This window comes from Dulcicalothrix desertica PCC 7102 (genome assembly GCF_003991905.1).
Classification (GTDB): domain Bacteria; phylum Cyanobacteriota; class Cyanobacteriia; order Cyanobacteriales; family Nostocaceae; genus Dulcicalothrix; species Dulcicalothrix desertica.
Genome location: NZ_RSCL01000016.1, coordinates 65,834 through 88,622, shown reverse-complemented (window position 1 = coordinate 88,622; position 22,789 = coordinate 65,834). Strand labels below are relative to the sequence as shown.

Here is a 22,789-nt window from a genome sequence, read left to right as displayed (position 1 = left end):
ATGCTTCCAAGAATATTAAAAATTACTCACTTTTTAATGAGAAATACCAGCAAAGCCGTATAAGCTAAAACTCCACCTGAAAACCAAAGAAAATTGGAATGTTGTGGGTCTGGAACTTCTTCTTTAAAAATATGATATAATAAAGACCCAGCGAGAATAGCAATAAACCCATCCGAGGTATATTGACTTGGTTTTGGAGTGAACACATCAATAAAAAAACCAAAAGCTACAGCACTCACTAACATATATCGTCCCCAAGATGTAAACGCTGTGCCATATTCCTTAGCAAAAACGAGGTTATGACTTAGTAAATGCAAACCCATTGCTAACAAATAGAGAAAGACTAAACTACCGTACTGTTCAAATTGTTGTGGAATTGCGTAAATAATGAGAAAATTATAAATACATGCAAAAGCTAACTCTATGCCAAAAGATAAATTACTATTATCTTTTTTATCTATAATTTGACAGGCAAAATATTCTAGCCCATAAAATATCATAAAACCCATTAAACAAAGTAAACTAAAACTAGTTCTTCCAATAATTCTATCTGCTTTACCCAATTTGTCTATTAAGTGTATAAAAACATAAGCAATTGCCATTCCTCCACTGAAGGAAGCAACTTGACGTTCTTGTTGGTGTAAAAACTTGTGGATGTACCCTGAGAACAAATGAATTGCAATAAAAGCCAAGGCTGTAATGAACGTTAAGCCTAAAGCTTCCGCACCGATAATTTGAAAAGATACATAGTTAACAGTACTGAGTACTTGCTGGGATATTTCTACTAAATACATATTGTTGTTTTCGGCTTTGTTTTTTGTTTTCTATTGCTAATTAAGCTTAAATATTCCTATATTTAAGTAGAATAGGTTACTCTTTTTTTGAAGCCTTTTGTAAAGCAGGTATTACCCGCCATATTGTTTTTTCACAATTGAGTTAGGATTGTTATATCGCCTTTATTTTTACTTTCGAGGTAAATTAAGGTAAATTATTGAGTACTTTTGTTACTTTTGTTTTTTAATCTTTTTTTTACTACTCCGACTAATTCTTCTGCTTAACAAGGGAGTCGGTAAAGGTACGGAATTTTATATTGCAAACGGTTAATAATTAAACTTTTGTAGGTTGGGTTGCGCTATCGCTTAACCCAACGATTTCAAGCAGTGTTGAGTTTCACTTTGTTTGTAAATAAGTTTAGATAGTACCGTTTAATTCTGCCTACCTACTTATGACAAGATTTTAATAAGTTCCAATAAAGGTTTCGTCATCTACTTCGTCTTCATATAAATCTTCTGGTAGCATTTCTCCTTCAATGCTTTCAATCATTCCTATTTCTGGTGTACTGTTCAACCAAATGTTTGTGCCTGTGGTTGAGTCGGAGGTATAGGAACCTTCTAACTTTGATTGATGCGCTAATATATTTTTGAGCGCACGGTATTCTTCGGGTGCGAACATTGCTCCCTGTAAACTAACCGCTTCTTTATCTAGTTCCGATAGTATGGCGTTATATAAGCAGGCATTTGTAAGGATTGTTGATGTTAACCTTGTGCCTGTTAAGTTCGCACACTCTAAATTAGCTACTGATAAATTCGTATTGGTTAAGTTGGCACGTTCTAGGTTGGCACCTGTAAGGTCGGCACCTGTCAAATTTGCGCTGTTTAGGTTTGAACAAGCTAGGTTGGCGCCTGTTAGTTTGGCACCTGTTAAGTTTGCTCCTTCTAGAGAGACTCCAGCTAGAGAAATTTGGGTCAGGTCAGCGTTTGATAGGTTTAAAGCTGTAAAAGTTTTACGATTTGCTCGCTCACTAAATGCATTTGGCGCCAAAATATTTGTTCTAGAAATTAATTGTGCTAATACTTGGGGGTTATGGCAGGGACTAAATATACGCTTGGACATGCGGTGACAGTCGCAAAGCAAGAAAAATAAATTTAGCCCGACTGCGGCGTTAATTTGTTCAACGTTGAGTGGGTTTTCTAAGTTTTTATAATAATTTCGAGCGTTGTGTACTACAAGTTCATCAAGCCAACGGCCTTGGCAGTAGCCATGCCAGACGATTAGTAAACGGTCACATAATACGGAGAATATATCTTTGAGTTCAGATTGGCGTAATGCTTCGATTACTAGTTCTCCAATTTCAGAACTAATAATTCCGTAGCCTAGTAGGTTATATATGTGCTGTGCAATACTTGTATGATTGTCTATTATAAAGTTTGATTCGCCGTAATCATTACGTTGACGTTGAGTAAGTAATTTTAGCTGTGTAGCAATTGCATCGGCACATAATAGTTCACCTAGTTTGGGATGAGAGAATTTGATTTTGTTTGGGGTATAGTTATCAAAATAAAATGCGGGCAAAATGTCTGATGCTTCTGATTTTATATGCTGTTGGGAGTGCAATATTTTCAATGCCAGGGAGAGCATCTGCGTATGTACATCTTTAGGATGATGGTTTTGTAGAAGATTTATGATGGCATCTTGGGTACGGTGAATATGGGCTGTTCCTTCACGTATTAATATCGGTTTTATTCCACCGATTAAAGGATATCCCAATAACCAACGGTTTAGACGCTGATAAATTTCCCACATTATAAAGGCGCCACCGTTTTGTCGTGAAGAAGCTAGTTCAATGATGTCATCTTCTAGTAATCCATCCCGGTATAAAATACCTAGTAGATATAGCATTAAGGGTTGACGTACTAGCGCTGCTAGTTCAGGTAACTTTGATTTACCCGAAAATAACCCCGCTTGCTTTAAGAACATAAAGAAGTTTTGAGAAATTGGCGCCGACTGTACGGCAATCCAATTTTGGAACCAAATTCGCAGTTGCTCTTGCTCAAGCGGTTGCATTTTAATGCGTCGCAATGGTGTTGTTTCATCTGTAATATCAGTTAAATCAATTGGTCGCGAGGTTAAAACAACTTTATGCTGCGACTGCGACTGGAAGTTAACTAGCTGCTCGATAAACTTTGTTTTTAATATTTTATTTGTTGTGAAGGGTAGTTCATCGAAACCATCGAGGATTATTAAACATCTTGGATATTCATGTTTCAGCCATTGTGCCAGGTGGATAGATAAATATAAAGGAAGTCCAGAGCAAAGAGTTTCAATAAAAGTATTACATTCAGAGACATCACGTAATTTTATCAGTATAGGCATCCAGCTTGGGTAAATCTCTTGAGCGACTTTTGCGGCAAGCATCTGACAAAAGCTCGTCTTTCCATAACCAGATAAAGCTTCGATAAAGGTGATATTACCCGAATTTTCGAGTTCTTGTAGTAACCATGTTGTTAAATCAACTAGCTGAACTGTTTTAGGTTCGTATTGGCTATTTGTATCAAATACTAATCCCTTGGGTGGTACATATATATCTTTTAGTGAAAATGATTCTAAAAATAGGGGTTCAGCTAAAAATTTGATTAAGCTAGCACGGTATTGCTCGCAGTGTAAATCTATTTTTGATGTGTGAACGTCTGATGCAAGATGTGAAGCAGCAGTGGTTGTGCCACTTGTATAATTCACCTGCAACCGCACAAATTTTTGTAGTTGTGCCAAACCAGCAGCATTTTGGGCAATTACTTCGAGTAAATGTCCTGGTAGTGCGTGTGATAATCGCTGTACCATTAATTTGGCTTCGGTTTCTTCGGCGCCGTTTGCTTTTAACCAAGCTACAGTCGCACTGTTCATTTGCTGGACTAAAAAGGAGTCACCCATTAATAAGAGCGCTTGTTCTGCTTGAGTATCAGTTAATTTGACCCCTTGAAGTGTTTTCAGCAAAGCTTGTAACGTCCCATCAGTAAGAGGAAAACAAATTTCTACGTCCGACCAAAACATCGCTCGGTTTAACCAGGGCTTTTTTAAATGAATCTCCTGCTCTAAAATTTGTAATAGAGCTAGTAAATACGCAATTTGAAATACCTGCCACGTTCCCTCATTCCGCTTCAACGGTTTTTTTTGACTACTGTTGGATAGTAGACTTTGGGTTAGTTGAATAATTACAGGAATTTCAAGACACGCTAACCTTATCGGCAACTCAAGTATTTCTGCTAAACTACATATGTCAAAACAAGTTAAACTTTTATCTTCAATCTCGTTGATAATACGTAGGGATAGTCCAGAGATGGAACTTGAGTTAAGTGCTTCTCTGTAGTTATTTTTGATAAATTTGCTCGCCAGCCAATGGCGAATACTTAAGTTCATTTTTAACTCAGTAAATAGCCTTCAAATTTAATTATGCTTCATTTAATCTCTAATCGGAAACTGTGCATTTGACTAGTATGACCACAACCAACGCCATCAGAATACTCTTAGTTGACCCCGACCCAATTTTTAGATTAGGACTGCGAGTAGCGTTGGAAGCTGAAGCGAACTTAGAAATAGTTGGGGAAGCTCAAACTGATGTAGAAGCGCTGCAACTAGTTTCATTGATGCAACCCAACCCTACACTTGATTTGATTATTTTGGAATTAGCTAACTACCCCAGCATTAATCAGTTATGTAGGCAGTTAAAAGCCCAGTACCCAGATTTACCAATCTTGTTACTAAGCTCACAACCATTGCAGCAGCTAGCGGGTACAGCACAAATCGGGGTTGAGGGTTATTGCCCGAAAGGCGCCCCCATTCCAGAATTAGTAACAGCTATTAATACTGTTATAACTGGTGGTGTTTATTGGCTTTCTCGAAATATCGCCACAAACTATCAAGAGAATGTCTACTCACCCCCCCTTACTAAACGCGCAGCAAGATTTATCAATAATCTCAGATTGTCGGGTAACAATTATATTCAGGCCAACCTGAGACAAATCAGACGAGAATTGGGAGTTCCGGGAATACCGACACTTGAGCGTGCAGTTTTAGCTGGCAAAGTTCGCGAACTACAGACCGCACGATGGTTGTTAAATCATTTATTGTCAGTATCGCCCCAACTTGAACAAGTCGAAACACCTTCTAATATTTCTACTAATATTATTGAACCATCCAACGTTTTCGTGACTGAGGCGCCGCAGTTATCTAGTCCTCGGTCACTACAATCAGATTTATTTGCTTCTTGTGTGTCACAGTTTCAGTTACCATTACACAATGTTACCGATGTTGCCTTAGAAATAGATATTTTACGTGTTGACAAAAAACGCGATTTACTGTATTTAATTTTGCAAAAGCTGGCTGAAGTTTTAGACGAACTAAGAAATTCTCAAGTCGAGATTAATCAATTACAAGAATTAAAGCATATTATTTTACGTGATTTGTGGCAAACAGCCACTACTGAGTTTTTTGGCAAATTTACGCGCGTTCGCATTAATGGTAATTATGTAGAAATCGTAAACTTATTAATTCTAGATATTGATGTTGTTCAATCGGAAATTCTGAATTATATACCACTGTTTAGCGAGTTTTTATCATATTTAGTTTTTCAGAACAATTGGCATATTGATAATGTGATATATTCGGCTGATAGTACAGAAGCTAGAGCTAATGCATTAATGATTTTAGAAAATATAATTATTCAAGTAGCCAACAGTGTAATTCAGCCGTTGTTAAATCGATTAGCTGATGTTGAGTCAATTAAAAAAGATTATTATGACCGTCAATATATTTCAACCAGAGAAATCGAAAGGTTTAGAAATAACTTGTCGTGGAAATATCGTCTTAGAAATTATTATAAGGAACCACAGGCAATATTTGAAAGTCGTTATGAAATATTTGTTTTTGCACCGCGTGGTATTGCAAAAACTTCGATATACGCTTCTAGACGTAATGAACTGACGCAACTTAGAGGTATTCCACTATTTGTAACTTTGATGCTAGAATTTCGTGATGCCGTGGCGCCTCGTTTACAATCAATGTTATCTTTTCTAGGTAGCGGTGTAGTATTTGTTTTGACGCAAGTTGTCGGACGCGGTATAGGTTTAATTGGACGTGGTATATTACAAGGGATTGGTAGCGTTTCGTTTTTAGAAGGAAAGAATAAAAAACCGTAAATATAAATATGAATGTAGAGACGTTACATGTAACGTCTCTACAAATTCCAATTGCGACGAAACTGGAAAAAGTCTTCTAGTAATTCTTGTAGTGCGTTATTTTTCTCTAGTTTGATTTTATTCCAATTGCGTGCGGCTTGTAATATAATTTCTCCTACACTTGGGTAAGCAAGTGCTATTTTGTGAAAATTATTAATTTTAATTTTTTGATTTATTGCTAAGGAAATTAGATTTATTAATTCCCCCGCATTTAATCCAAATACTGATGCTCCTAGAATTTCGCCGTTTTTTAAAGTAATTATTTTACAAACACCTGTATTTTCATCATTAATTTGGGCTAATGGCAACGACTTAAAATATTGTCGTAAAACTATTATTTCATCAAAATTATATAATTGCTGTGCTTGTGCTTCGGTAATTCCGACATGCGCTAAAGGAGGTTGAGTTGCTATTCCCCAAGGAACATACTGATAATCAACTTTTCTTGTCGGAAAAAATAAAGCATTTCTTAAAGCAATATTAGCTTCATAATTTGCTAAATTAGTAAGCGTATATCCACCAATAACATCTCCACAAGCATAAATACGATTATTTGTAGTTTGCAGTTTTGCATTTACAAGCAAGCCATTTTTATGCCATTTAACTCCAACTGCCGCTAAATTGAGTGATTCTATGTTCGGTGTTTGTGTTGCCACAATTATTTCGTCAGTTTCAATGGCTTTATCACCTGCTTGTAACCACTTTTTACCATCAATAGATAAAACCTGTGTAACTTTAGTTTGTTTTAGTACACGTACACCCGAAGCTTCTAACTGTGCTTCGAGTAATTGAATGACTTCGGAGTCAACGTGTGAGATAATTTTGGAACCCTCAACAATTAACGTCACGTTGCAATTTAAACGCGAAGCAGCTTGTGCAAGCTCAATACTTTGGGGTACACCACCTAAAATTACCCAATTATTAGGCGCCACTTCAAGAGAAAAACTTATATTTCCAAGCGTTAAAAAGCCTGTTTTGTGTAATCCTTCTATATCTGGTGCTAAGTAATGTGAACCAGTAGCTAACAAATAAGTCCGTCCTACTAATAAACGGTTATTGACAAAAAACGCTAGATGTGGTTTTTGCTCAAATTGACCGCTACCAACAATAACGTCAACACCTTGTGCTGCTATTAGTGCAAGCGAGTTTTCGGCACCAATTTGAGATTCTACTCCAAATGCCCATAACATTGCTGTTTCCCAATCTATAGATTCACTTGGCGCCATCTTAGACACAATAGGACGATACTCACAAGCGATATGGTTCAGGGCACTTGAATATAATAATTCGGAACTATTTTCTGGCTCAACAAGTGCCACTTTGGCGCCTAACTGAATAGCGCCATAAGCTGCATAACGTCCAGCTAAACTACCGCCAATAATAACAATGTCGTATTCAATCACATTCTTCAGAGAATTAAATTCGCGTGTCGATACACAGGGCTAAAATTATAATAAAACGCTTTGCAATGCAGTTAATAACCGCTTGTTATCTAATTCTGTACGAACAGCGACTCTAAAAAATCGGTCTCCAAGCTGAGGAAAGCTTTGGCAGTCGCGAATTAAGATTTGATGGTTTTTGAGTAATCGATGTTGTAGCTCCACGCAAGAATGTTCGGACTGGACTAGTAAGAAGTTAGCGGCACTTGGAAGCGGTTGTAAACCTGGAATTTGAGATAAACCCTCAAATAGTTCTTTGCGCGCTTTGGGTAGCCATGAACAAGTGCTAGCTTGAAACTCTGTATCAGAGAGTGCAGCTACCCCAGCAGCAGACGCTAAAGTGTTAACACTCCAAGGGTCACGCCAAGTCTTATAGCGTTGTAAACGGTTAGGATGTGCTATCGCATAACCCAATCGCAAACCGGGTATGCTATAGAACTTAGTCAGCGACCTTAAAATTACTAAGTTTGGATAATCCTGCACAACCGATATAAGACTTTGTTGTTCGTCTGGTGGTAAAAAATCCATAAACGCTTCATCAATTACCACCAAAGCAAATTTGTCTAAACAGGGCAAAATATCTTCGCGTGAAAATATTACCCCTGTGGGGTTGTGAGGATTGTTAAGAAGGAGTGTTGAGTAATGAGTGCTGAGTGCTGAGTGGTGAGTAATAAGTTTTTCTAATAACTCAGCACTCAGCACTTTCCACTCACCACTAATTAAAGGGAACTCCAACACTTGTGCGTTATAAGCAGCCAACGCGCGGTAATAGTCGCCAAAGGCTGGAGTTATTAAGGTAGTTGTTTCAAATTCTGATAACTCTCTACCTACAAAACTAAGTAATTCTGCCGAGCCGTTACCCGGCAGAATCCATTCGGAAGGTAGATTATGAAAGTGACTGAGCGATAAACTCAAATCACTGTAACTGGGGTCTGGATAGTGCCGTAAATTACTAAGCTGGGACTGTATTGCCGTCAATACACTCTCCGGTGGTCCCAACGGACTGATACTGGCAGAAAAATCCAGAATCGCACTAGGAGGACAACCAGCAAGCGCCGATGCCCAAACTAAATTTCCTCCATGTGCAGGTTTCCCCATCGATAATTTACTCCATTCAAAACTAACTAAGCTTTTGGGGGCGCCACTTTTTCTCTAAATAGCTTACCAGCAGAGAAAGCAGGAACCTTGGTAGCAGGTATTTCCATTTTCTCATTGGTTTTCGGGTTGCGCCCTTCGCGGGCTTTACGTTCGCGTGACTCAAATGAGCCAAATCCAACTAGTGTAACCTTATCGCCCGAAGAAACCGCTTCGATAATAGTCTCTAGCGCCGCAGTAAGGACTGCATCCGCTTGCTTCTTGGTAACGCTAGCTTTTTCTGCTACTGCATCTACTAATTCGCCCTTGTTCATGTCAAACTCCTTGAGGTTTACTTGGGATTGTGTACGGACACACCCTGTGCCGAATTCACTGAAATCTCTGTTAGGAGATTTACAAAGTCTACCAAAAGGAGTATTTTTGCTTGAAATTGCTGCAACTCCTGTTGGCTCGACTTTTCAATGAATCATTCTAAGGTTTATACGACAGAAGTGAACAGATGAAACCATTAATTTATATAGATTTCAGGATTTTTCTTCAAAAAAGGGGGGTGTTTTACTAAAAACCACCCCAAAAGTAGGAAAAAATACCTAGTAAATACCCTGATCTGCAAAAAAAACAAGGTTGGCTAGTGTACTGGAATGTAAAGAGATGTTACGGGTTTTTTGGAAGCATGGGTAACGCTCATCAATAAACTACACCAGCAAAGAAGAAAAAATTACTCATATTCAAATTTATTATGCTGTCGTATAAAATATCACAAATACTATATGATAAAAAATAATTATCATTAAGTCCCTATTCAATGATAATTATTAATTAAATGAAATTACACCAAATCATCTATCTTAGTAGTTATTTAGTACTATGCGCGTGATTGTCCAGCGAGTTAAATCATCACAGGTAACAGTTAATAGTGAAATTATTGGTGAAATCGGGCGGGGTTTAAATGTACTTGTTGGTATAGCTGATACAGATACTGATGCTGAACTGGAATGGGTGGCACGTAAATGTTTGGAATTAAGGGTATTTTCTGATGATGAAGGTGGAGACAGATGGCAAAAATCGATACAAGAAATTAATGGGGAATTATTGGTTGTTAGTCAATTTACTCTGTATGGGGATTGTCGTAAAGGTCGGCGCCCTTCTTTTGACAAAAGCGCGGCGCCTTCTCGCGCTTCTAATCTATACAATCAATTTGTCGAGAAACTGCGCGCAAGCGGGTTACGAGTAGAAACAGGGCAATTTGGAGCAATGATGCATGTAAGTATAGAAAATGATGGCCCCGTCACTTTGATACTTGAGAAAGAATTTGGGCAGTAATGAAATGTTGGTACTAAATGATGAGAGAATCTTAATTTAGGTATCACGCTACTTTAACATTACTTAATCATGGCTAAGATTCAATTTTCTAGAGGTGTCAATGAAGAAGTTATCCCAGATATACGTTTGACACGCTCGCGCTCTGGTGAGAGCGGAACCGCGACCTTTATTTTTCAAAATCCAAACGCACTGGGCAGTGGCAATACCGAAGATATTACCGGGATGTACATGATTGATGAAGAGGGTGAAATAATCACTCGCGAAGTCAAAGGCAAATTCATCAATGGAAAACCAGAAGCACTCGAAGCAGTCTACATCATGAGGTCACCTGACGAGTGGGAGCGTTTCATGCGGTTTATGGAGCGCTACGCCGAAGACAACGGGCTAGAATTTGGAAAATCTTAAATAGTTAGGAGTTAGGAGTTAGGAGGAGCGGAGTTGAAATTCTATCTCATAACTCATCACTCATAACTCACAACTCATAACTTTGATATGGCAAATCATCCTCATCCCGACGCACCACATACAACAATAAACTGTGCCGTCATCACCGTTAGCGACACACGCACTATCGAAACCGATAAAAGCGGGCAATTAATTCACGAATTACTCTCTGGCGCCAATCATACCGTCACCGCATACGCAATAATTAAAGACGAACCCACTTTAATTCAAACAGAAATAGAAAAATTAAAAGAACGAACGGACGTTGATGTAATTATATTAAACGGTGGAACCGGAATTGCACCAAGAGACACAACCTATGATGCAATAGAAAAACTACTAGAGAAAACTTTACTAGGTTTTGGGGAAATATTTAGATATTTGAGTTATCAAGAAATTGGTTCACGTGCAATAGCATCGCGTGCTACTGCTGGTACTTATCAAGGTAAGCTAATTTTTTCGGTTCCTGGTTCGAGTAATGCAGTGCGTTTAGCAATGGAAAAATTGATATTACCAGAAATTGTTCATCTGGTTGGACAAATTGGCAACGGATAATAAACGGATGTAACGGATAGTCGATTTTAAATAATTAGTGGTTCATATTATTAAATTTGATAAGCTGTAGCACATCTGTCTCAAATGTGCAGTCATAGATAGCAAAGAATTGTTTCGTATACTTCGTTCCAAAAGGACGATGAATGATGTTCGTATTTTAGTATTAACTATGCCATGTGATAGCAAATAATACTATTATTGAAAAATGTTTTTGTGCTAGCTATTGCGCCGTTGCCCGAAGCCTTGAATATGGTGTAGAGTATTGCTTGGCTGAAGCATAAACAGTTAAAATATACTCAATAGCCGAAGGTACTTATGTTTTGTAATACAAGATGCGTCAACTTACCTATTTGAGTACAAGGTGCCTATATCAACGTAACGCCGGTATTAATGTACCTATTTCTTGTGAAATTTTCTACTGATAGCAATTGTATTTTCTGTATCAATAATTGCATACAGATGTTTCAGGATGTTTGTCAAAACAAGATTATTTCGATACCTCTGATAAAGCCTTTTATACGGTAAAAAACGCTCAATTGTTAGGTTATCACTTAACGGATGCTCTGGGTATGAGTCCTATATTAATGCAAACTGATTCTCTACTAAAATCACTAATGTCAGCCTGATGTAGATGATATTGAATAATACTAGCGTTACTCCAGGAGCGAAGCGTGAATACGCTGTTTAAAAGCATTTTAAGTAGTTTCCAAGTGGATTGATGAATTTGTGTTAAAAATAAAAAAAGCCCCCTCAATTAAGAGGAGGCTGAAGTGTCTTGTCGAAAACTTTATTTCATGTATATTAAAATTTGCCGATTGCGAAACCGCATACTGCTAAAATGGCGCCAATTATATAAAAGACTGCAACAACTTGCAATTCAGACCATCCAGAAAGTTCGAGATGGTGATGTAACGGCGCCATTTTGAAGAGACGTTTGCCTTTACCGTCGGGACCTTTAGTGGCTTTGTAGTAACCAACTTGTGCCATTACTGACAAGGTTTCAACAAAGAATATGCCACTTAAGATAAATAATGCTGCGAGACTATTTGTAAGTAATGCGACTGCTGCTAATGCACCACCCAACGCGAGGGAACCTGTGTCTCCCATAAATACGCGGGCAGGGTTGCGGTTATGTGCTAAGAAACCTAGACAGCTTCCACTGATGCTGGCACAAAAAATCATTAATTCGGGTGAAGTTGGAGCAGTTAAGGCGCCTAAAGCGAGCATCGCGATAGCTACCGTACCTCCAGCTAAACCATCAATACCGTCAGTTAAATTGGTTGCGTTACTTTCGGCGACCAACACAAATCCTGCGAAAGGCCAAAATAATAATCCAAGGGGTAGAGAAAAACCCAAAGGAAACGCTATACTTGTAATGCTATTCGTCTGACTATACATTAACCACAGACAAAATAGTGCTGCGAATCCAACTTGCAGCGCTAGTTTAGTCTTTGGTGAAATACCTTTGTTGGACTTGCGACGAAGAATTTGCCAGTCGTCGAGCCAACCAATGAAACCGTAACTTAAAGTCAATGCAGAAACGGCGAGGACTTGACGGTCAAAACCAGACCATACACAAGCAACAATTGCGGCAACAGGAATAAAAAATATACCGCCCATTGTTGGAGTGCCAGCTTTCTTGAGATGAGCTTGTGGCCCATCTTCACGAATCACTTGCCCAGCTTTGAGGGCACAGAGCCAGGGTACCACCCAATAACCGACTGCGGCAGAAATTAACGCACACAGTAGAAGTGGCATCGTTAATGATGTTGCAAGCCAAGGTAGACGACCTGCCATAACATCCAATATTAGTGCTGTCACACCCAGCCCCACACCTAGTAACGAGACTAAACCGATACCAGTAATATTCAATCCTTGGTTAGGAGATAATTTTGCGTCCACGTAAGTTTCCCTTCACTCCACACTCTTTTTAAGATTTAGCTTAATTAATAAGCTGATTTATTAATAGGGACTATGCTTGCCACAAGTCCTCTGCTTTAAGGATACACTTGGCTTTGTTTACGATTCCTCAATATCGACATCATCGTCCATATCGTCGTCATCGTAACCAATACCATCATCACCACCCAAAAACTCTGATATTTCTTCTTCACCATCATCGCCAAAGTCTGGTTCTTGCTCTGCGCGAGCGATAAGGCGCCCACTAGCTTGTAACCAGTCTAAAAGTGATGTTTCTTGCTTTAATGGAATTACAGCTGCACGTTGGTTGCGGGGAGCTTCACGTAATGGAGAATTAAGCATATCGACAAAGACACAAAGTAAGTAACGTAGCTGGACAATAAGAGTCTATCACTTGATACAAGAGATTTTAGTTATTCATTCAACTCTTTTCCAAGAAAATCCGTCAAAAAAAATATTATTTAATATCCGTAGGAAAATCTTGGTGAAATATCGATTTTTTGGTATGGCGGTACACATTGGGGCTTTTTTGTTTTCAATAATGACTATTTACTGACCTGCATTTGAGGTAAAAAACGATGCTAGTAAAAACTCAACTTCTAAACGTTATTGCGTCCACAAATCGAGGTTTATTAGCGACCGAACTGGACAAACAAGCAATTTTAGCCTATGTTGCGAATCTAGAAGACCAGAACCCAACACCGCGTCCACTTGAGGCAAGTGAAATGCTTGATGGCGATTGGCGACTACTATACACCACAAGTAAGGGATTGTTAAACATTGATCGGCTACCTTTATATAAATTAGGTCAAATATATCAATGTATCCGCGTCAACACCAACAGTGTATACAACATAGCATCAGTTTACGGATTGCCATACTTAGAAGGTATTATCAGTGTCGTCGCAACATTTGAACCTGTCTCCTTGACGCGCGTCCAAGTCAAATTCGAGCGTTCGATACTTGGATTAAGTCGTTTAATCGACTTTAAGTCTCCTTCATCGTATATCCAACAAATCGAGACTGGTAAAAAGTTTACCGCTATTGACTTCCCAATTAACAGCACCAACCAACAAGGATGGCTCGATATTACTTATATAGACAACGATTTACGGATTGGTCGTGGTAACGAGGGTAGTGTATTCGTTTTAACTAGGGCATGATTACTCCTAAATATTTTTTCCTTTGTGACCAAAAAAGTTATTCGATAACGAGTGCATTGTCAAGGGGGAGGACACACCTTTTTTGAAATAGTCTGCTTTTTGCATTCTCAACAGGTATTTTTTCAAATAACTTAACAATGTGACAATGCGTCCCTTGCTAGTTGTAAAGTGTAGACATCAGACCCTGATATTTGACAATTCATAATCAAAAGGGAAAAACTTATGGTTCAACGTGGTTCTAAAGTGCGTGTTCTTCGCCCCGAGTCCTACTGGTACCAAGATGTAGGAACCGTAGCGTCAATTGACCAAAGCGGTATTAAATACCCCGTTATCGTTCGTTTTGATAAAGTTAACTACGCTGGTATCAACACGAATAACTTTGCCCAAGACGAGTTACTCGAAACAGAGGCGCCTAAAGCCAAGCCCAAACCAGGCGCTTAAGTGTCAAAATAACTCAGTACGATTGTGAGATAATTTACATTACCTAAATGGGGAGACAAAGATGATGTAGAAGAGTTCCCTCGGCTTTTCCCGTCTTCAAGTCTCCCCATTAATTTTTTTACTAGATTAAATTTAATACTCGTTTATTCCTTTGCGATAACAATGCCAGAATTACCAGAAGTTGAGACAGTCCGACGCGGTTTAAATCAATTGACCTTAAATCAAAAAATTATTGGTGGAGATGTACTGCTACATCGTACCGTCGCTCATCCTGATTCAGTTGAAAAATTTATAGAAGGTATAAGCAAAACGAATATTACAACATGGCGCCGTTATGGAAAATATCTCCTAGCGAATTTATCTCCTGTATCTTCCCCCTCATACCTGGGAGTGCATTTACGAATGACCGGTCAATTATTATGGTTAAATCGCGATACCGCGTTGCACAAACATACACGCGTGCGGATATTTTTTGAAAACGACTATGAATTACGCTTTGTTGACCAGCGTACTTTTGGTCAAATGTGGTGGGTAGAACCTGAAGTTGAAGTTGAAAAGGTAATTACAGGTTTGGCAAAGCTTGCTTGTGACCCTTTCGCACCTGAGTTTACTGTAGCGTACTTGGCTGGTAAGCTTAAAACTTGTCGGCGCCCGATAAAAACTGCATTACTTGACCAATCAATAATCGCAGGACTAGGAAATATTTACGCCGATGAAGCATTGTTTTTGAGTGGTATTCGTCCAGAAACACTGTGTACTAATTTAAAACTCGCACAAATTGAGAAATTGCACCCAGCTATTATTCAGGTTCTGACAAAAAGTATCGAAGCTGGTGGTACAACTTTTAGTAATTTCTTAAATGTCGCGGGTGTTAACGGAAACTACGGTGGTGAAGCATGGGTTTATAATCGTGCAGCACAACCATGTAAAGTATGCGCTACTCCTATCCAACGAACTCGTTTAGCAGGACGCTCCAGCCATTTTTGTGCCGAATGCCAAAATTAACCCATCTTGTAGCACAGGCATACGAACTGTGCAGTGCATAAAATTATTTTTACCACAAAGACACTCTTGACACAGAGAAGAGAGATTGGCACCATAGCATAGCTACTCATCAAACGACGCACTGTGCCCTAAATGTATCAAAATCATACTAATTTTAAAGATTCATCCTGTAAAATAGCGGTTTTTTTGCGAATAATACTTAAATTTTAAAAAAATAAGTAACAATATTTACTAAAGTATGAAATTTAAAATCGGCGCTTAAAACCCTCTCTGTGTAGAGACACTATGAACCGGAGCGTCTCTACGTGTCTCTGTGGTAAGACTAAATTATCTTTATAACCTCAAAGACGAGGCGCAAGTTACAATCCTTAATGGAATACTGTATGCGCTTATAGGAACTATCATGGCAGTCAAAAAAGGAGATATGGTTCGCGTTGTTCGCGATAAGCTTGAAAACAGCCTTGAGGCACAAGCTAGCGATACTCGTTTCCCTTCCTATCTGTTTGATAGTGAAGGTGAAATCGTTGATATAAAAGGTGATTATGCTTTTGTTAAGTTTGGGAAAGTACCTACACCAAACATTTGGCTGCGTCTAGAGCAACTGGAAGCTTTTAAATAGTTATGAGTACTGAGTGCTGAGTGCTAACTCCTAACTCCTAACTCCTAACTCCTAACTCCTAACTCTTAACTCCGTTCCTCAGCACTCAGCACTCAGCACTTTTAACTCACCAAGTTATTTGCTGTCTTTCTTTGACTACCCTTGTGTAAACGTCTTCGGTAGAAAGTGCAAGTTTAGCCCAATTAAAGCGGCGCCCTAAATCTTCGTAGGCATTATCTACTAACCATTTTCGATAGCCTGGATTTTTTAAGACTTCTAAAATACCCCAAGCCAGAGAATTTGGAATATTCGTATAAGTTACAATACCTGTTTTAGTATGTTGAACCACTTCTGGTAAACCACCTGTATCTGATACTACAACCGGAACACGTGAGGCAAAGCTCTCTAATGCAACAATACCAAAGGGTTCATATAAACTAGGAAATACGGCGCAGTCGGCGACTGTTTGAAATTTATCTAAGTAATCATCTGACATAAATCCTGTGAAATAGCATTTATGCCAAATACCTAAATCCCAAGCTTGTTTTTTGAGATTATCGGTATTCCCACCACCAATAATTACAAATTTGACGTTCCCCCCCATTTCGGCAAGAACTTTAGGCGCCGCATTTAGTAATACAGATACACCCTTTTCATAAGTCATGCGACCAACGTAGTAAACGATTTTTTCCTCATCTTCGGCAAAGAAACGACGAAAATCTTGTGCGTGAAAGTTTTGGTGGTGAGCTTTCTTCTCTGGACGTATACCGTTGTAAATTACGTCTATTTTATCCCACGGGCAAGAGAGCGCGCGCTCAACTTCACGCCGCATATAGTCGCTGCAAACAATTATTCGCCATGCGTTGAAAGCTAATAGTTCCTCTTTGCCGTTAATATAATGCTGGATATCTGTGTGAATGCCATTATGGCGCCCACATTCGGTAGCATGAATAGTAACAACGAGGGGTACTTTGAAACTGTGCTTGAGTGCAATAGCTGCATCTCCAACCAACCAGTCATGAGCATGAATTAAATCAAACTTACCTTCTTCTGCTATCAGTTTACCACCATGTAGCCCCATGCTCTGGTTCATATTAACCACCCAGTGGAAAAAATCATTCCCAGGCGCCACAGGTACACGATGAACTTGAATACCCTCTACAATTTCGTACAAGGGGGCATTGCCAAACTCAGGAGTCATTAAGTATACTTCATGTCCCAACTTTACCAACTCCGGGTAAAGTTCACTTACATGACGCGCAATTCCCCCAACTATACGCGGTGGAAACTCCCAACTTAACACCAATACCTTCATACGCTTTCACCCCTAGCCCTTTTAAAGTCCCTAATGTATGAACTTGCTTTGTTTAGACGAGTTTGACAATAACAATGGCTAAGTTTAGCAATTTTTTTACAATTTCTTTATACTTCTTTTGAATAAAGGCTTAGTAAGAAGGCGGAAGGCGCCGACTCACCAGCTAGAACTTGCTCAACTATCTCAAAAATGTGAGCGACTCGTTCACATTGTCCAGTTCCGCCTGAAAAACCTTAAAATATATAGGATGGTTTATATAACTATAAATATTTATACAGTTTGAAAAATGAGTATCAGTCTTAACTTGCCACTAGAATTAGAAAACGAGCTACACGACGAGGCTTCCCAGCTCAATTTATCTTTATCAGAATATATTTTGCGTATTCTTGCAACAAGGCAGGTTTTAGAAAATCCGCCTAAAAACGGAGCAGAACTTGTAGCATACTGGCAAAACGAAGGTATTATCAATTCGCGTCCAGACATTACTGATAGCCAAGCATACGCTCGACAGCTACGTCGTCAAGCGGAAAGAAGAGGAGAGTCGTAGGCAAGGCAAAATAAATGTATTTACTTGACACAGATGTTTTAATTGATATTCAACGCGGTCATGCACCGGCTATATCGTGGTTCACAAGCTTGGCAGAAATCCCTAGTGTTCCTGGCTTTGTTGTCATGGAACTAATCCAAGATGCTCAGAATATGCAGCAAGTTCGTAAAGCTCTTAAGCTTGTGGCTCCACTACCCATTATTTGGGCAAGTGAAGCAGATTGCACTCGTGCGTTATCAGATTTTACAACCTATCATCTTTCACAAAGTTTAGGACTACTTGATGCTTTAATTGCTGCTTGTGCTGTTGGACAGAATTTAACTTTATGTACTTTCAATGTAAAACATTATCGGGTCGTGCCAGGACTTATAACAGCACAACCTTACAAACGTTAATAGTTATCATTATTGTCGTCATTATAATTCATTAAGTTATCTTTGTTACCTTTGTTGTTGCTCAAGTTGTCGTTCCCGTTATTGTTGCCGTTATTACTAAAGTTCTCGCTGTTATTGCCGCTATTATTACCGTTGTTACTAAAGTTGTCACTGAAGTTCAAATTTACATACACATTAAGTTGAATCAGGCTGCCTTTAGAACCAGAAAGTAAATATCCGAGTATTAACCCTAGAAGCAAGAATAGTACATTTAAATCCATAAGATGAGATAGTGACGCTGTTACCTGTTAAGTTAGCGTTTGGGCAAATCTAAACTGTTCGTGAATATAATTTTTGAATTTAATTGGCTAACATTTTCTTGTGGGTTCTTGTGGGGTGGGCATCCTTGCCCGCCTAGACTTTGGAACGGGCAAGGATGCCCATTCCACAAGAGAGTTATTCCACAAGAGGGTTATTTGATCAGAAAATCAATGTCAGCCATGCTGTTAGTTCAGTTCAATGCAAACAAAAATTTATCTTGTCAACAACTCTTATCAATTATCTGATTGGTACTTCTGGGTGAAATCCTTGCTGTGACATGCAATTGCAATATAACTACACATTAAAAATTAAAATATTAAGAAAATATAAACTATATTTTTTTGCAGAGAATAAATGATATGTTGGTTACATAACTGAATGATTATGAAAGTGTAGAGCGACTCTTTACAACTTAAAACTCTAACTTTAGGCGGTTGCATCCTTAGTATATAGACTCCTGACGAGTACAATACACTCAGTTTACGAAACTTAAAAATAGGCTTCATATCCTTACGACGTAAGGCTTACAGGTGAGTACAACAATACATATCCCACATACCATAAATACTCGTAGCTTCACCCGGAAATACTAGTGCCTCTTCCCGAAAAAATTTTTTTTAAATCTCTTAAGCATTGATGTATATAAGTTTTGAGATTTGAGTACAAAACTTAATAAATCCAATAACTCTTATCCAGAAGGCATATTTCCCCTCATTAAAGGTGGCTGATATAAAACTTATATCGCCAATCACAAAGAGCGCCACCAAGCAATCGAACTTAATAAATAGATTTGGTTAAGTGGCAGGCGCCCCAAGTGAGTGGAGGGATGAGATAGCACCATGCCCCTGTGGACTGGAAGTCGCGGCTGAACACAACATAACTATAATTCACCCGCATTAACGCGCGTTGACACACACCGACGCTCATTACAAGGGTTTACAACCTGAAGAAGAAACTTACCCACCTTTGGGTACTAGCTTCAACAGGATAATGTGAGCTTCAGACGCGACTTCTTTTATTTTGTTTCATCTCCCTGAAGGCGCCGACCTATGTACCCAACATTACCTTATATAATGACACTACAATCTACTGGGTTAGCGGAAGTTAAAACAACCACATCAAAATCTGGCAATTGCGGATGCACAGGTAACAGCGCTTCTGTTGAAATGGAAGAAAGCATTAAGGAGCGCATTGCCAAGCATCCTTGCTACAGCGAAGAAGCGCATCACCATTATGCTCGAATGCACGTTGCTGTGGCGCCTGCCTGTAATATCCAATGCAATTACTGCAACAGAAAATATGACTGTGCTAATGAAAGCCGTCCTGGTGTAGTTAGTGAATTGCTTACTCCTGAAGAAGCAGCACATAAAGTACTGGTAGTTGCGAGCAAAATTCCACAAATGACCGTTTTGGGAATTGCTGGGCCTGGTGACCCATTAGCAAACCCAGAGAAGACTTTTCGCACCTTTGAGTTGATAGCTGACAAGGCGCCTGATATTAAGCTTTGTTTATCAACTAATGGTTTGATGCTTCCTGAATATATTGATAGAATCAAACAATTAAATATTGACCACGTTACAATCACCCTTAATACTGTAGACCCTGAAATTGGCGCCCAAATTTATTCTTGGGTTCACTACAAACGTAAGCGTTATAAAGGTGTTGAAGGTGCTAAAATCCTTTTAGAGAAACAGTTAGAAGGTTTACAAGCACTTAAAGAAGCAGACATTCTTTGTAAAGTGAACTCGGTAATGATTCCGGGTATTAATGACCAACATCTTGTTGAAGTTAATAAGATGATTCGTCAAAATGGTGCATTCCTGCATAATATTATGCCTTTGATTTCTGCACCCGAACATGGAACTCACTTTGGTTTAACCGGACAGCGTGGTCCAACTAGTACTGAGTTGAAAACAGTACAGGACAATTGCTCTGGTAACATGAAAATGATGCGCCACTGTCGTCAATGTCGTGCAGATGCAGTAGGATTATTGGGAGAAGACCGCAGTCAGGAATTTACGCTATCAAGAAAATACTATAAAGGGAAGATTTGGGGGTTTATGTTGATAAGCACAGGCAATTATCAGAATAGTTACGCTCTACTGTATATCAATCAATTAGTACAAGCTTTAAAATATGTTCATCAACAGGGCTTTTTACACGTGAAATTACTATTGGTAAAAAGCTCAGTATGACCAGTCATAAAACAGAAGACTATGCAGCAATTAAGCAGTATGAAAGACAAGGACAAGAACGTTTTACTGCTGCAACATTGTATAGTTTGTTAACTGGTAGAATTCCCATGCCAGCTAATTATCGTAATGGTAGCGATATTCCCTTAAAAGCACTAAATTAGTTTAATCATAATATTAGTGACCAGGTAAATGATGCGATTATCAAAGGGATGGCGTTGGAAGTTCAAGATAAACAACAAACGATGATGTACTGTGTAACACTTCAAAAGTTTCTAATGAGTTAACAGAGAACAAAGTTTCTGAAACATTGATGTTAATTTTGGAGTTGATATAATCTAGTCCGCTTGGTTCCCTACACATTTTCTCAAGCAAAATAATTATGGAGAAGCAAGAAACGTTACGTCAATTTATCCTCCGCTTAAAAAAACAAGCAGAGGACTACAAAATGAAACAGAGTTTAATTAGCAACGAAACGAAAAAGTGATATCAATTACGTTGGGTGCATCCACAATAATTTTATGTATAAATTCTCTGAAAAATCTTTTTTTATCTAAATTTGTCATTGAGTCCCAAAGAGCATCGTCTGATAGTAATTCTATCAAGGTAGATATTTTCAGAAAATCCGGAACAGGAACATCCATATTTCTTACTAAATAATCTATCTTTTTTTCTGTTTCAAGTATTGCTTTTTCTATTATCTCATTCGGTTGCAAAGCTCTCAGTGAATTTAATGAGCTTCGCAAATTAATCAATTCTTTCGATTCTATGAATTGAGGCACAGATTCTAACTCGACACGTTTTTTTATAATATCAGCCAATTCTGCTGCTTTAACATTCAATAGTTTTTTTATACTGGTATCTATTTTCTTATCAGATATTGTTGATTTCTTATTACATCTTCTATCTCGATAATTAGAACATTGATACCACCAATTCTTAGTTGGATTACTACCTTTACTTACGTGGTAGCAGCATCTGCTGAAACCACCCCCACAATGGCTACATTTTAAAACATCTATGTAAGGGTTTATTTCATCTTGTTCTTGGTGGCTCACCCAACGATTACTTGTATTATTTTTTATAATCTCCTTTATTTTTTCATGTTCTGCACGAGAAATTATTCCTTCATGAGTTTCCCAGAGAACTTTCCATTCAGTAAAATGCTTTCTTTGTCTTCGTTTTCCATTTTCAAAATAATCATAAGTATCAGAAACAGTTCCACCAGCGTACACTGGATTAACTAAGATGTTCCGAATTGTCATTTTTGAAAAGTAAAGAGGGACTTGAGCAATATGTGTAGTGCGGTATTTTATAGGTTTATCATCATCAATTTTTAATACGTTTAATGATTTTTCTTTGATGTTTCTTGGAGACGCTAATATCCCAAAAAAATCATGGATTAATCGACAAGTTTGGCTCATGGATTCAACCTTAAAGAATATCTCAAAAATAAGTTGAGCAACTTCAATATAACTATATTCTTTTCTCGTTGATAATAAACATACTAATGGTTCTTGGTTAGGAACGTAATAACCTTTTTCCACTATGTAACCAAAAGGAGCGCGGTTATTTGCTTTCCCCTGTGACTTTCGCAAATGCATCTCGGATTTTACCCGATGAGATAACATTTTGATTTCAAACTTAGAAGCAGCAAGAAGCATATCAATTGTTAGCTCACCACCCAATGACTCAGCATCAATAGCTTGGTCTAAAGAAACCATATTTATCTGCTTGGACTTAAGCACCTCTAGCAGCGAATAAAACAATCTAGAAGATGAGCCGATACGGTCAATACGGGTGAACTTTAGAGAGTGTACTTCACCTACTGCCGAGTTTTTCAAATCTTCGATAAGTCGGTTTAGTCCGTCTCTGCTTTCTGTCGTGCGTGATTTAACATCCCAATATATTTGAGAGCAACCAGCATCTTTAAGCCGTTGAATCTGCTTACCCAAAGCATCACTATCTAGGGTTTGTTCTTCTGTAGAGACACGGGCATAGCCCCAAGATATAGAATTTTCGCCTTTCATGTACATGAGCAGAGTT

21 protein-coding genes and 1 pseudogene are annotated in these 22,789 nt (G+C 38.5%); 12 read left to right on the top strand and 10 right to left on the bottom strand.

From position 1 onward, the window contains the following. Window positions 1-26: 26 nt before the first annotated feature. Together DSM106972_RS30135 and DSM106972_RS30130 are read right to left on the bottom strand one after the other, a co-directional pair. Window positions 27-794 (bottom strand): hypothetical protein, encoded by a 768-nt coding sequence (locus DSM106972_RS30135; RefSeq protein WP_127084142.1) that lies wholly within the window; start codon window positions 792-794, stop codon window positions 27-29. A gap of 442 nt (window positions 795-1,236) precedes the next feature. Next, window positions 1,237-4,194: a pentapeptide repeat-containing protein gene (locus DSM106972_RS30130; RefSeq protein ID WP_127084141.1), complete on the bottom strand. Its 2,958-nt coding sequence runs from the start codon at window positions 4,192-4,194 to the stop codon at window positions 1,237-1,239. A 77-nt stretch (window positions 4,195-4,271) separates the two neighbouring features. Here DSM106972_RS30130 and DSM106972_RS30125 point away from each other — a divergent pair, with 77 nt between their 5' ends. Next, window positions 4,272-5,972 (top strand): DUF3685 domain-containing protein, encoded by a 1,701-nt coding sequence (locus tag DSM106972_RS30125; protein ID WP_127084140.1) that lies wholly within the window; start codon window positions 4,272-4,274, stop codon window positions 5,970-5,972. A gap of 38 nt (window positions 5,973-6,010) precedes the next feature. On the opposite strand, the gene DSM106972_RS30120 is transcribed toward DSM106972_RS30125, so the two are convergent. Genes DSM106972_RS30120 through hbs form a run of 3 tightly spaced genes read right to left on the bottom strand, consistent with a single transcriptional unit; the run spans window position 6,011 to window position 8,859 of the window. After that, window positions 6,011-7,414: a dihydrolipoyl dehydrogenase family protein gene (locus DSM106972_RS30120; RefSeq protein ID WP_127084139.1), complete on the bottom strand. Its 1,404-nt coding sequence runs from the start codon at window positions 7,412-7,414 to the stop codon at window positions 6,011-6,013. A gap of 45 nt (window positions 7,415-7,459) precedes the next feature. Beyond that, complete coding sequence (cobD, locus tag DSM106972_RS30115) at window positions 7,460-8,548, bottom strand: threonine-phosphate decarboxylase CobD (protein ID WP_127084138.1); 1,089 nt, start codon at window positions 8,546-8,548, stop codon at window positions 7,460-7,462. A gap of 26 nt (window positions 8,549-8,574) precedes the next feature. Beyond that, on the bottom strand, window positions 8,575-8,859 hold the full coding sequence (gene hbs, locus DSM106972_RS30110; RefSeq protein ID WP_019490515.1) for a non-specific DNA-binding protein Hbs: 285 nt from the start codon (window positions 8,857-8,859) through the stop codon (window positions 8,575-8,577). Window positions 8,860-9,412: 553 nt separating this feature from the next. Here hbs and dtd point away from each other — a divergent pair. The 3 genes from dtd (at window position 9,413) to DSM106972_RS30095 (ending at window position 10,867) form a co-directional block, all read left to right on the top strand. After that, complete coding sequence (gene dtd, locus DSM106972_RS30105) at window positions 9,413-9,868, top strand: D-aminoacyl-tRNA deacylase (RefSeq protein WP_127084137.1); 456 nt, start codon at window positions 9,413-9,415, stop codon at window positions 9,866-9,868. A gap of 69 nt (window positions 9,869-9,937) precedes the next feature. Beyond that, window positions 9,938-10,273 (top strand): photosystem II reaction center protein Psb28, encoded by a 336-nt coding sequence (psb28, locus tag DSM106972_RS30100; RefSeq protein ID WP_127084136.1) that lies wholly within the window; start codon window positions 9,938-9,940, stop codon window positions 10,271-10,273. 87 nt (window positions 10,274-10,360) lie between these two features. Further along, a complete protein-coding gene (locus tag DSM106972_RS30095; protein ID WP_127084135.1) occupies window positions 10,361-10,867 on the top strand; it encodes a MogA/MoaB family molybdenum cofactor biosynthesis protein in 507 nt (168 codons plus the stop codon). 801 nt (window positions 10,868-11,668) lie between these two features. Here the strand turns inward: DSM106972_RS30095 and mraY are convergent. Continuing rightward, window positions 11,669-12,769, bottom strand: coding sequence for a phospho-N-acetylmuramoyl-pentapeptide-transferase (gene mraY / locus DSM106972_RS30090; protein ID WP_127084134.1), 1,101 nt, complete (start codon window positions 12,767-12,769; stop codon window positions 11,669-11,671). Between the two features lie 117 nt (window positions 12,770-12,886). Next, window positions 12,887-13,129: a DUF3134 domain-containing protein gene (locus DSM106972_RS30085; protein ID WP_127084133.1), complete on the bottom strand. Its 243-nt coding sequence runs from the start codon at window positions 13,127-13,129 to the stop codon at window positions 12,887-12,889. Window positions 13,130-13,365: 236 nt separating this feature from the next. On the opposite strand from DSM106972_RS30085, the gene DSM106972_RS30080 reads away from it, so the two are divergent. From DSM106972_RS30080 to DSM106972_RS30065, 4 genes are all read left to right on the top strand, one after another. Next, window positions 13,366-13,950, top strand: a complete 585-nt coding sequence (locus tag DSM106972_RS30080) for a PAP/fibrillin family protein (RefSeq protein ID WP_127084132.1) — start codon at window positions 13,366-13,368, stop codon at window positions 13,948-13,950. 222 nt (window positions 13,951-14,172) lie between these two features. After that, window positions 14,173-14,391, top strand: a complete 219-nt coding sequence (locus DSM106972_RS30075; RefSeq protein ID WP_073618962.1) for a photosystem I reaction center subunit IV — start codon at window positions 14,173-14,175, stop codon at window positions 14,389-14,391. A 162-nt stretch (window positions 14,392-14,553) separates the two neighbouring features. Beyond that, window positions 14,554-15,396 carry a DNA-formamidopyrimidine glycosylase gene (locus DSM106972_RS30070; protein WP_127084131.1) on the top strand — a complete coding sequence of 281 codons (843 nt, stop codon included), beginning with the start codon at window positions 14,554-14,556 and terminating at the stop codon, window positions 15,394-15,396. A gap of 403 nt (window positions 15,397-15,799) precedes the next feature. Then, a complete protein-coding gene (locus DSM106972_RS30065) occupies window positions 15,800-16,015 on the top strand; it encodes an NAD(P)H-quinone oxidoreductase subunit O (protein ID WP_127084130.1) in 216 nt (71 codons plus the stop codon). 106 nt (window positions 16,016-16,121) lie between these two features. Here DSM106972_RS30065 and DSM106972_RS30060 read toward each other — a convergent pair whose 3' ends face one another. After that, a complete protein-coding gene (locus DSM106972_RS30060; RefSeq protein WP_127084129.1) occupies window positions 16,122-17,309 on the bottom strand; it encodes a glycosyltransferase family 4 protein in 1,188 nt (395 codons plus the stop codon). A 286-nt stretch (window positions 17,310-17,595) separates the two neighbouring features. On the opposite strand from DSM106972_RS30060, the gene DSM106972_RS30055 reads away from it, so the two are divergent. Together DSM106972_RS30055 and DSM106972_RS30050 are read left to right on the top strand one after the other, a co-directional pair. Next, window positions 17,596-17,856 carry a hypothetical protein gene (locus DSM106972_RS30055; RefSeq protein WP_019490501.1) on the top strand — a complete coding sequence of 87 codons (261 nt, stop codon included), beginning with the start codon at window positions 17,596-17,598 and terminating at the stop codon, window positions 17,854-17,856. 14 nt (window positions 17,857-17,870) lie between these two features. Next, complete coding sequence (locus tag DSM106972_RS30050) at window positions 17,871-18,251, top strand: PIN domain-containing protein (protein ID WP_127084128.1); 381 nt, start codon at window positions 17,871-17,873, stop codon at window positions 18,249-18,251. Here the strand turns inward: DSM106972_RS30050 and DSM106972_RS30045 are convergent. After that, window positions 18,248-18,511, bottom strand: coding sequence for a hypothetical protein (locus tag DSM106972_RS30045; protein WP_127084127.1), 264 nt, complete (start codon window positions 18,509-18,511; stop codon window positions 18,248-18,250). The two genes, DSM106972_RS30050 and DSM106972_RS30045, sit on opposite strands and share 4 nt — an antisense overlap. Window positions 18,512-19,624: 1,113 nt before the next feature. On the opposite strand from DSM106972_RS30045, the pseudogene nifB reads away from it, so the two are divergent. Next, window positions 19,625-20,572, top strand: a pseudogene (nifB, locus tag DSM106972_RS30040) (nitrogenase cofactor biosynthesis protein NifB); the annotation flags it as partial. A 170-nt stretch (window positions 20,573-20,742) separates the two neighbouring features. Beyond that, window positions 20,743-20,907 carry a hypothetical protein gene (locus DSM106972_RS51610; RefSeq protein ID WP_158632897.1) on the top strand — a complete coding sequence of 55 codons (165 nt, stop codon included), beginning with the start codon at window positions 20,743-20,745 and terminating at the stop codon, window positions 20,905-20,907. Between the two features lie 300 nt (window positions 20,908-21,207). Here the strand turns inward: DSM106972_RS51610 and xisF are convergent, their stop codons facing one another. Next, window positions 21,208-22,779 carry a fdxN element excision recombinase XisF gene (gene xisF, locus DSM106972_RS30035; RefSeq protein WP_127084126.1) on the bottom strand — a complete coding sequence of 524 codons (1,572 nt, stop codon included), beginning with the start codon at window positions 22,777-22,779 and terminating at the stop codon, window positions 21,208-21,210. Window positions 22,780-22,789 lie beyond the last annotated feature (10 nt).